Genomic DNA, 9,990 nt, shown 5'->3' with positions numbered 1-9,990 from the left:
GGCCGTAGCTCGTCCGGCGGTACGGGATCTATTATGGTGCGCATCTGGGTGTCACAGGGGATATCTTTAACCCCGTAAATCATCCGCAAATTATGGGATTCATTCTCGCGGCGATGGTCAAATGCCAGGAGACTTGGATCCTTGAGGGAAAACATGGCGAATGCCGACATTAGAGCATCTGCGACGGCGATTTGTGGGTTGTCTGCGCGAGTTTCAGCGACTTGAGCAAAAGAGCTCCGAACGGTTTTGAAAAGGGCATCGGCGTTCAGATGCCTTCGCACCGTGGCACTGAGCACTTTGTCTTGCTCCCTTCTGCGCTGTCTCTGAAACTGTCTTCGATCCATGGGCCCATAATATACAGGGCTCCTATCCACTTGTCCTGTCCAAAATGAAGCGGGCCCAAAGATCTTTTGCAAAGGGGAGCCGATTCAGTTTTGTACTTGCGTTTACGAAAGACTACTTTACAAAACCCCGTCAAATGCCGGTTTTCGAAGCCTGCGGGAATTGCTGGTAGCTTTCGGGTATGTCGTGAAGAATGTTATTGATGAATATAGAATTACTGTTCGCGTAAATGCCACGGGTGCCGGCCCTGCCCCCGCCATTCAGAATGCATCCCTCGACCGTGAGGATGGGTGCGGCACTGGTTTTATCGATGCACCAATTGCCGGGTGCATCAAAGACGATGCCCTGGATCAGTATATTATTTGCCGTCGATTGCGATATGGTGATGGCAGCCTTCTTGCTGCCCGTGTTGCTGCACATGACGACATAATTGCCGCCCGCCTGCTGATTGGCCCATTTTCCTTCGTGCCGGTACGATGAATTGGCAATGATCCGGATATTGACGCCGCTGGTCCACCCGGCAATGGTAAAGCTTGTGCTCTCAAAAGCTGATCCAGTTCGTCTGCAATCCGCGACAGCGGTATCCCCGGAGGAATAGAGGGTTTGCTGACCCGCCTCCCAGGCGGAGAGGGATGTGTAGTCCCCCCCGCCGTTCGGGTCCACGATTTTAGTGTGGACGGCCATTACAGGTTCCCATTCTCGTCAAGCCCCGTGACCTGATTCCTGAAATATCGCTTGATCTGTTTCCAGGTGTAATCGTATTCCCCGGAGTATCCCCCCGCCTGGATGACGATTTGCCCGGTTCCCGCGAGCTTGCTCCGTGCCTCGGCGGGGAGATCGTCCCACCGGATGGTCCAAACGCGCCTCAGGAGCAGACTCGGCTCGCCCGAGGATGCCAAGGCCAGGTGCTCTTCGACGTACTTTTGAACCAGCTCAACAGGCACCCCCGGCAATTTGAGCAGAACGAAAGTGGGCAACCCCTCCGCCGTTCCCCAAAGGTGCCCGTCGGGCATCACCACGACAGGCATTCCCCTTTTGTAGCACTGCGTCCGGTCCACCTCCGGGTCTTCATGCGTATTGCTTCTTGCCATGACAAGGATCTCAGCCATGAAGCCCGCCTCCTCTCAAGACAGGGTGAAAATGCCGCTGGCATCGAATTCGACGGTGAAGGTCCCGCCGGTGACGGACTTGTTTGCGCCGAAGTCCTTCAACAGCAAAAGCGGGTCGGCCGGGGAGGTTGGCGTGTCGTCGTAAATGACAAGATACCTTGCCGTGAAGGTTGCCGAGGTCCATACGGGATCGTCCGCATCGAAGGTCACCGTTCCTCCGGAACGATTCCAGGTTACATTGGCCAGGACCACCCCGCCCGTTGTGTAGCCGTTTCCATTGGCGACCTCTCCGGAAAGATCGGCCACCACGGTGTCGGTCGCATCGGGGGTGTAAGCATCGGTAAGCAGCAGAGCTTTAAAAGTGTGCGAATCCAGGTCGATGGTCCCATCCGCCATATATTCCTTGAAGCTGTTGAAAAACATGTCCGACATGCTCATAGTCCTTTCTTATCATTAAATATTTCCAGTTGAATGCAACCCGTTGATTGCTTTCCGTCGGTATCGTCAGTCCCCGGAAGCCGGGGCTTGCGCCTACCGGTATGCCGCCACAATATCCTTCGCCATTCCCCTCATCTGCCTCGGCGGCTGCTTCACCTTTTCCCTCGCCCTCACCGAGGCCTTGAGATCGATCCTGAACTCCGGCCTCTTTTCAAGCATCATCCGGGTGTTCCACTGGTTCACCTCCCGGACGACATCCCTCATTCCCTCCTTGTCCTTTGCGTTGAACGCCTTCATGTAGGCCGTTGCAAACTCGTTTTGCTTCGCGTCCTTGAAGTTCTTGAGGTCCTCGACCGTCCTGTAAACGTCGTAGGCCTTCGCACTCGAAAGCGGCTGAAACCCGGCGCCTTTGGCAACTGCCTCCATCCCGGAAATCTTCCTTGGCCCCTTTTCTCCCGGGAGGTTGATCGGCCGTCCCGTAGCCGCCGTCTGCCCCTCCGCCCAGAGCCGGTATCCCGACATGATGTTCTTACCAGCAGATGGCGCAACGGCCTCCCCAGCCCGGTAGAGGTCCCCTCGCCGCACGGCATCGATTGCATCCGTGAACTGCTCGAGCATGGCCCAGGGGATGCCGATGAGATCGCCCAAGTTTCCTGAGATCTGGGAGGAGAGGCTCTGGTCCGTCTGAATCCTCCCCAGGACCGGGAGCTCCATGCCGATGGAGCCTCCGATATGGATCCCCACCACGGACGGCGCCCCGTACATCACGATGTCTCGCGCAAAAGCGGGCAAGGCCGACCGGACGCCGGTTTCCAGGATGTCGTTCCCGAAGAGCTGCCGGATGAGAGACGCAAGCATCTTGTATAGAGGCACGGCGCCGAGCCCGCCCAGGGCCATCATGGCCATGAGGGAATAGGCGAAGGCCTTCCGGCCTTCCTTGTCCCCGTGCAGGAGCATCCACCGCCACAGGGAGAGAAGGTTGTGGGTGAAGGACCTGAAGGTATAGGCGGTCGAAAGGAGCTTACCCGCAGCCGTTCCCCGGAGGACTTGAGGGCGGTTGGCCTTGCCGTAAATGAAATGGGCGTCGTTTACGATCTCCTCGGCGAAGGCCTTCGCCTGGGCATGGTTCATCTCCTTGCCGGGTTTGAGGCCCATCCTTGAAAGCGTCTTCCCGTTGGTCACCCTCCCGCCCCTGGCCGCCCGGTAAGCCGCCAGAGCGAGGCTCATGCGGTTGTAACGCTCCGCCATTTCCATGGGGAGCCCCATCATTTTGATGGCCTTTCCCCACATCTGTTTGTGATAGCCTCCGAGCTTCCCGGTCACTTCCGAGATAAGCTGCCCCTGGCCCCATCCCTCCCGGAACATTTCATTCAAAAACCTCTTTTCGTCGCCTGAAAGCCTGCCGCTCGCTTCAATCCTCTCCTCCGTGACAGATGCCCTGAGATCCTTGAGGGCTCCCGCCCACTCTTTCGCCGCCGAGGACATTTCCATGGAAAGCCTCGGGACCCCGGCCACAATGTTCTGGGTGAGGTTGACGGCTGCGGTCTTCAGATTCGCTCCCAGGTACTGGACGAAAAAAAAGGCCCTGGAGTTATCCAGGACCCTGTCGAAGCGCGTGGCGTTTTGAAGCATGTCGTGGGCATATCCCACGAGGAACTTGTACTCGTTCGGGCGGTGCCTGGCGCTCACTCCCCGGAGGAGCCGGCCGTATTTTTGCGCCGCCTCGATCTTGGTGGTCCATCCCGAGAACCCGGCCAGGTAGTCATGAAGCACGCGCTTGACATCCCTCTTCTCAAACCCGGGGATCCCTTTCCTGTGGATCATGTGGGAGCCGAACCCGCGGGACTTCATGACGTTTGAAATCTCCTCGGAGAGCAGGGCTCGCAGCGCCTCCCTGGCCTCCTTGCTCTCCTCGGGGATGCGCTCCACCGCCGCATTCACGACCTGCTGGATGGCGTCCACCGGGATGGGGTAGTCATAGACCTCCTCCGGGAGGGATTTTATTTTGTCCACCGTCCAATTGAGAGCGGAGAGGTCCACGCCCGGCGCTTCCTTTGAAATCGCTTCCCTGATGCGCTCGATGTTCCTGGAGTACCACCACTCGGCGATTTTTCTTGTTGGCGCGTTGAAGTGCTCCCGGTACACCACTTGGCTGTCGGCGGGGGCCTCCGGGTTGGTGGCCTGGATGTACCAGCTCCCGTAACGGTTGTGGGGAAAGTAATTGTGGATGCTTTGGATCTGGTTCCGGTATTCCTCTATGAGACCTGGATCGATGGACTGGAGGTCTTGGAGCATTTCATAGGTCCTGAGAAGGGATCGGTCGAGGACCCGGCGCAGATCCAGGAACGCGGCCCGGACTTTCTCACCGACGTTTTTCCGCTGGAGGTGCTTTTCCAATGCTTCGTAATGGGCCTCGTTGATCTCAAGCCTCGGGACCCGGACCACATCATGGAGCGGCCCCTTGGTGAGCACCCGCTCCCCGGCTTCCTTGAACTTCTCTTCGGAAACCACCCTCCTGTTCTCCAGATCAAAAATCAGGTCAGCGAGGGCTTCCGTTTCACTCTGGTCCAGGTCAAAGACGCTTTTGCTGTCCACGATCAGGTCATGGTATTCCTTCGTCCGCTTCTTGTCTCGTTCGCTTTGGATCTTGACCGCTTCCCGGACCGTGGGGTTCGTCTTGGCAATCCACGCGGGGATGCGAAGGGAATCCCGCAGCTCCCTCAAGTCATCGCTTTTCCCGAGCACCACCTTTTTGGCTTCGGGGCTGATCCCTGCGAGGTGGTCCATGAAATCATTGATTGACTTGAGGCTGTACGAGGGTTCTTCCGCCCCGGAAACAGAAGAGGCGGTGTTTCCACCGCCCCTTAAATTCTCTTGAGCCCTTGCCAGCATGGCCTTGATGTCGCTGTCCGTGAGCTTCACCCGGAATCCCATCTTTTTCAATGCCTCACGAATCGCGGGTGTGGGTGGTGCCAGAGGGGCCTTATGCCGGGCAGCCTTACTCTTTCAGACGGATGTTTTTGAGAGGTCTCTGCTCAAAGGCAGTGGTTAAAACCTTTGGTTTTCATTCGCTGAGGCGTTATGCCGCAAGCCTGCTGGCATCCAAGGGGGTGCCCCTGAAGGTGATTCAGGCCATACTCCGCCACGAGTCACTCCATACCACCGAACGATACGTGAAACGCCTCAATGAGGACTTGAGAACAACCATGGAACTCTTGAATACGAACCATAATGACACACAAAGTGACACACAAACAAAAAAGGGCTCACACCTTTTGGCGTAAACCCTTGTTTTTCTTGGTAGTCCCAACGGGAATCGAACCCGTGTCTCTGGCGTGAGAGGCCAGTGTCCTGGGCCGCTAGACGATGGGACCCTTGGTTGTCACGTTGGCTGGGGGACTAGGATTCGAACCTAGGTAGGCAGATCCAGAGTCTGCAGTCCTGCCGCTGGACGATCCCCCAAACGATTTGAGCTTAATAATAAAACCGTTTCGGGAAGTCAAGCAAAAAGAAAACACAGGAATCGATCGCTTGTTTCGTGAAGTGACATCATCTATAATTAATCTTCATGATAGATGGAGATGGCCCTGTCTCTGAAGCTCTCCAATCCTGCATGAAATCAAAGGAACTGTCTCCTGAACGGAGAAAATGACATCAAACCGTACGTTACGTCATGTTCTATCTTATGCTCTATTTTGACTGATTCCATTTCAAGTGAGGGAAACGTGAGCACTCAGAGTGCCGAGCAACTTACAACCATCGTCTCATCGAAATCTTCCGCAAATGATTCCCATTTGTTTGACCTGGAGAACTACCATTCCCGCGTCGCCCGGTACCTCGATGACAAGAAGGAAGAAAATCTTATATTTTTCGAAGCATTGCGGTTTGCTCACGACATCCACAGTGGCCAGCGGAGAAAGTCCGGCGCGCCCTATATCAGTCACCCCTGCGCCGTCGCGGAAATCCTCATCCGGGAACTGGGATTCAAAGATCCGCACCTGCTCGCCGCCGCTCTCCTGCATGACGTGGTGGAGGACATTCCCTCCATCAGCCTCCAGGACATCGAGAATCGCTTCGGGGAGACGGTGGCTGAACTGGTGGACGGCTGCACGAAACTGACGCGTCACCACATGGACCGGACCGCCCTGAAGGATCTCACCCACAGCAAGATCTTCCTGAGCGCCAGTCGGCGCCTGGGGGTACTCATCATCAAGCTGGCGGACCGACTCCACAACCTGCGCACGCTGCACTTCCTGCCCCTATCCAAGCGTCAGCGCATCGCTCAGGAGACCGTGGAGGTCTACGCGCCCATCGCCGCCCGGCTGAACCTGTTCCCCCTGAAGCGGGAATTGTATCATCTCGCCCTGTCTTTTCTCTATCCTCGCAAGAGCAAGAAAATCCTCAATCGCATTCGGGAAATTCGCAATTCAGCCGAGGTCCTGGAAATTGAAGCCTCGCTCCAGAAGGTCTTTTCCAACGCGCGGGTCCCTGCGGCCATCCGTCCCAGGCCCAAGGGGCTCGGCAGCTACTACGATCCCATGAAGCGCAGCCTGGATCCCTTGAATCCGGAAAACTACATGGACATCGCCGTCATTGTGGAGACGGAAAATGTGCTGGATTGCTACCGGGCCCTCGGCTTGGTGAACACCACTTTCCCTCCCATCCCGCGCAGCATGAGGGACTTCATCGCCACCCCCAAAAGCAACGGGTACATGAGCCTCCACGTCCGGAGCCACATCAGGGGACACAATTACCTCATCAAAATCCGGACCCCCGAAATGGATCAGTGGGCTGCGTATGGACTCATGACGGAATGGGATGCCCAAGAGGCTCTGAGTGACGACCACTGGCAGGCAGTGAGCGAGCTGCTGCGCACCATCGGAGAGTATGGCGGGGCAGCGAAACAACGAAAAGCCCTCATCCGCCTGTCGGAAACGGAAGACACTATCGTCTACAGCCCCAACGGCGATATCTTCTACCTTCCCAAAGGCAGTGTCGTGCTGGATTTTGCCTACAAGATCCACTCCGAGCTGGGGGATTTTTGCGAAGGGGCATTGGTGAACAACAACTGGGCCCCCCCCACCCGCAGGCTGCAGGACGGAGAAACGGTCGAAATCCTGACGTCGCTCGATCCCCTGGATGTCGATCCAGACCTCGAAGAGCTGTGCAAGACGCCCAAGGCCCGTACGGCCATCAACCGCCATCTTCAGCAAAAGAGATCCCACTACGCCGAGGACATCGGCCGCCAGATCCTACAGCAGGAAATCCAACGCCATGGACTGGCCCCGGATGTACTTGAAAGCGAGAGCACGCGGCTCATGATGGAAATCCTCAACCTCAAGGACCCTTCGGAGCTCTGCATCCGCATCGGCCAGGACCTCCTCGACCCGCACCTGGTCCTTTATTATCTTGGGTTCGCCTCTGATGAGGGCAAAGTGGGTCGCAATGCCGAAGCGGCCATTGGACCGGCCTTCGAGCGCAATATCATTACCATTTCCGAGCTCGACAGGGCTATCCACAAGTTTGCACAATGCTGCCACCCTTATCCGGGTCAGGACAACCTGGTGGCCACTTTGAGCGAGAGGGGAGTGACTTTTCATCACCGAGACTGTCAGGATTTGTTCATCAGGCATGACCTCCAGCCGCAGCAGATGGTGGATGCGAAATGGGATCACGCAAAGGCCTGGCGCTATCCCCTCGTATTCCAATTGAACATAGCCAACGAAACCCTGATGACTCTCTTCCAGATGCTGTCCAGGATGCAAAGCAGGGTGGAAATATTGGTGATAGAGAATCTTTCGGACAAGCATGACCGACAGTTGATCCGCATGAGCGTCAAGCTCGGGGATTTCGAGGAGGCGCGGGACTTCTTCACGAATTTGCCGTCGAAGCAGGTTTCTATTGAATATTACGGAAGAGAGGGCGGCTTCAGGCGGGTCATTTAGGCGTCAGGGAAGAATCACATGTCCGCCCTGCCGGTCGGTTAGCCTTCAGCTGTTAGCTGTTAGCTAAAACGGACACTTGGGTTTGGCTGCCCTGGGTGGCGCCGTGGAGCACCCGATGAAGAAGATCAATGTAAGGGCTTGTTCTCCTGGATGCTCGCATAAACCTTCTCCGCCACGCTGCGGAGCCGTTCCTTCTTGATGCCCGCAATTTCGATCAACAGAAACTGGATCCATACGCCGCAAAAGAAGCTGAGCAGGCTTTCGTCGCCTGCAAAGACTTCTTCCTTCAGGGATTCGTCCTCAAAAGCATCTGTCGCCATATTGAGGATGCGCATGCGGAGGCCCCCTTCCCCCAGGCAGCGGATGGCCTTCCCATGGAGACGGTTCATCTCCCTCGCGTGTATGACAATGGACTCGGCTTTGTCACAGGCCTCTATCATGTTCAACCGCCCTTCCAACACGGCGTTCCCCTCTGCATTTCTATAAGTATCTTGCTTTTTTACCCAATTAGTTTATTTTGTCTATAACATCTTTCCGGGGATGTTGAAAGTTGTATGGTTCTTCAGGTCATGAGTTTTACTCACAACGTCTCATGATTTCATTGTAGACGCAAGAGCTCAAGTCACGCGAAGTGTTTTAGGAATGCCCTGATTGCAGCGCTTAAGGTATCAGAAAGGAGTTTTCATGACATTTCTGTTTCGAAAGTCATTTGTACGAACGCACCTCGTTTTGCCTCTCGCCCTGGCCATATTCCTCCTGGTCTTCTCGGCTCATGTTCCATGCCTTTCCTCAGTCGCCTTCGGGACTCAGGGACCGCCTTCCTTTGCCGATCTGGCGGAGCAGGTCAATCACGCGGTGGTGAACATTTCCACGACACAGGTTGTCAAAGAAAATCCCATGCAGCCGTTCATGTCTCCCAATTCACCTTTCAGGGAATTTTTTGGAGATGAATTTTTCAAACGCTTTTTTGGTGGAGAAATGCCCCAGGGCGAGATGAAAACCCATGCTCTGGGGTCGGGGTTCATCATCGACGCGCAGGGGACCATCCTGACCAACAACCACGTGGTGGAAAAGGCCGATGAAATCAAGATAAAAACAGAAAACGGCAAAAACTACGATGCCAAGGTGATCGGACGCGATCCCAAGACAGATCTGGCTCTCATCAAGGTAAAGGTTGACAAGGACTTTCCCAAGCCGGCGCAGTTGGGCGATTCCAATTCCCTGCGCGTGGGCGATTGGGTGATGGCCGTGGGCAACCCCTTCGGACTGGGCAACACCGTAACGGCGGGCATCGTCAGTGCCAAGGGACGCATCATCGGTGCGGGACCTTATGACGATTTCATCCAGACCGACGCCGCCATCAATCCGGGCAACAGCGGCGGCCCGCTCTTCAACATGAACGGCGAGGTCGTGGGCATCAATACCGCCATTGTGGCTCAAGGCCAGGGAATCGGCTTCGCCATTCCCGTCAATGTCGCCAAGGACCTGATTCCGCAACTCAAAGCAGGTAAAATCATTCGTGGCTGGATGGGCGTCATGATCCAGGACATCACGCCTGAACTGGCGGAATCCTTCGGCATCAAGGAAACCAAAGGCGTCATCGTGGGAGATGTCGTTCCCGACGGCGCTGCGGATAAGGCAGGCATCAAGCGTGGAGATGTTATCACCCGGATTGACGGAAAGCCCGTGGACAATGCCCACACGCTCTCTCGCATGGTGGCCGCAACTCCTCCCAACACCAAGGTTGCAATCCAGCTGACACGGGACGGAAATGAAAAGGAGGTGCAAGTCGTCATCGGAACCATGCCCGAAGAGTCACAGGAAGCCGAGCCCGCACCCAAAAAATCGGCATGGGGACTGAGCGTTCAGAACATCACGCCGGATCTGGCACAGCGTTTCGGCTGGGAAGAAAATGAGCGCGGTGTGGTCATCTCAGGCGTCGAACCGGGAAGCGCCGCAGCGGAGGCTCAGCTGCGCCCGGGAGATCTCATCAAGGAAGTCAACCGCCAGAAAATCCAAAGTCTGAAGGACTATAACCAGGCCATTAAGAAGCCCCAGAAGGGAGAACGGCTCCTCCTCCTGGTGAAGCGTGGACAAAACACCTTCTACGTCGCTCTCAAAGCGACGGCTCAGGAATAGTGTCGACATGGGCCGCA

8 protein-coding genes, 2 tRNA genes and 1 pseudogene are annotated in these 9,990 nt (G+C 56.0%); 3 read left to right on the top strand and 8 right to left on the bottom strand.

Annotated features, from left to right (window positions below; genetic code table 11):
• The 5 genes and pseudogenes from MWC30_RS14505 to MWC30_RS14485 all read right to left on the bottom strand — a co-directional run.
• A pseudogene (locus tag MWC30_RS14505) lies at positions 1–296 on the bottom strand (transposase); the annotation flags it as partial.
• A gap of 178 nt (positions 297–474) precedes the next feature.
• Positions 475–1,026, bottom strand: coding sequence for a hypothetical protein (locus tag MWC30_RS14500; protein WP_244084912.1), 552 nt, complete (start codon positions 1,024–1,026; stop codon positions 475–477).
• Positions 1,026–1,451 carry a hypothetical protein gene (locus tag MWC30_RS14495; RefSeq protein WP_244084911.1) on the bottom strand — a complete coding sequence of 142 codons (426 nt, stop codon included), beginning with the start codon at positions 1,449–1,451 and terminating at the stop codon, positions 1,026–1,028. Before MWC30_RS14495 ends, MWC30_RS14500 begins: the two co-directional genes overlap by 1 nt.
• Positions 1,452–1,466: 15 nt before the next feature.
• Positions 1,467–1,883: a hypothetical protein gene (locus MWC30_RS14490; protein ID WP_244084910.1), complete on the bottom strand. Its 417-nt coding sequence runs from the start codon at positions 1,881–1,883 to the stop codon at positions 1,467–1,469.
• 99 nt (positions 1,884–1,982) lie between these two features.
• Positions 1,983–4,823 carry a PLxRFG domain-containing protein gene (locus MWC30_RS14485; protein ID WP_244084909.1) on the bottom strand — a complete coding sequence of 947 codons (2,841 nt, stop codon included), beginning with the start codon at positions 4,821–4,823 and terminating at the stop codon, positions 1,983–1,985.
• An 8-nt stretch (positions 4,824–4,831) separates the two neighbouring features.
• On the opposite strand from MWC30_RS14485, the gene MWC30_RS23025 reads away from it, so the two are divergent.
• The gene (locus tag MWC30_RS23025; protein WP_368860862.1) at positions 4,832–5,173 is read left to right on the top strand and encodes a tyrosine-type recombinase/integrase; all 342 of its coding nucleotides are present in this window, start codon (positions 4,832–4,834) and stop codon (positions 5,171–5,173) included.
• A 14-nt stretch (positions 5,174–5,187) separates the two neighbouring features.
• Here MWC30_RS23025 and MWC30_RS14480 read toward each other — a convergent pair.
• Together MWC30_RS14480 and MWC30_RS14475 are read right to left on the bottom strand one after the other, a co-directional pair.
• A tRNA-Glu gene (locus tag MWC30_RS14480) sits at positions 5,188–5,263 on the bottom strand.
• Between the two features lie 14 nt (positions 5,264–5,277).
• A tRNA-Gln gene (locus tag MWC30_RS14475) sits at positions 5,278–5,351 on the bottom strand.
• A 332-nt stretch (positions 5,352–5,683) separates the two neighbouring features.
• On the opposite strand from MWC30_RS14475, the gene MWC30_RS14470 reads away from it, so the two are divergent.
• The gene (locus MWC30_RS14470) at positions 5,684–7,834 is read left to right on the top strand and encodes a bifunctional (p)ppGpp synthetase/guanosine-3',5'-bis(diphosphate) 3'-pyrophosphohydrolase (RefSeq protein ID WP_244084908.1); all 2,151 of its coding nucleotides are present in this window, start codon (positions 5,684–5,686) and stop codon (positions 7,832–7,834) included.
• Between the two features lie 125 nt (positions 7,835–7,959).
• On the opposite strand, the gene MWC30_RS14465 is transcribed toward MWC30_RS14470, so the two are convergent.
• Positions 7,960–8,295 carry a hypothetical protein gene (locus tag MWC30_RS14465; RefSeq protein ID WP_244084907.1) on the bottom strand — a complete coding sequence of 112 codons (336 nt, stop codon included), beginning with the start codon at positions 8,293–8,295 and terminating at the stop codon, positions 7,960–7,962.
• 223 nt (positions 8,296–8,518) lie between these two features.
• Between MWC30_RS14465 and MWC30_RS14460 the strand changes: the two genes are divergently transcribed.
• The gene (locus tag MWC30_RS14460; protein WP_244084906.1) at positions 8,519–9,973 is read left to right on the top strand and encodes a DegQ family serine endoprotease; all 1,455 of its coding nucleotides are present in this window, start codon (positions 8,519–8,521) and stop codon (positions 9,971–9,973) included.
• Positions 9,974–9,990: the final 17 nt, after the last annotated feature.

This window comes from Desulforhabdus sp. TSK (assembly GCF_022836495.1).
Taxonomy (GTDB): Bacteria; Desulfobacterota; Syntrophobacteria; order Syntrophobacterales; family Syntrophobacteraceae; genus Desulforhabdus.
The sequence above is the reverse complement of the archived record's forward strand: the minus strand, read 5'-3'. Positions and strand labels throughout refer to the sequence as shown.

Bases quoted from the DNA above. Each gene is read 5' to 3' on its own strand.
- MWC30_RS14495 (WP_244084911.1), bottom strand. From the start codon at position 1,451: ATGGCTGAGATCCTTGTCATGGCAAGAAGCAATACGCATGAAGACCCG.
- MWC30_RS14500 (WP_244084912.1), bottom strand. From the start codon at position 1,026: ATGGCCGTCCACACTAAAATCGTGGACCCGAACGGCGGGGGGGACTAC.
- MWC30_RS14485 (WP_244084909.1), bottom strand. From the start codon at position 4,823: ATGGGATTCCGGGTGAAGCTCACGGACAGCGACATCAAGGCCATGCTG.
- MWC30_RS14490 (WP_244084910.1), bottom strand. From the start codon at position 1,883: ATGTCGGACATGTTTTTCAACAGCTTCAAGGAATATATGGCGGATGGG.
- MWC30_RS14460 (WP_244084906.1), top strand. From the start codon at position 8,519: ATGACATTTCTGTTTCGAAAGTCATTTGTACGAACGCACCTCGTTTTG.
- MWC30_RS23025 (WP_368860862.1), top strand. From the start codon at position 4,832: ATGCCTCACGAATCGCGGGTGTGGGTGGTGCCAGAGGGGCCTTATGCC.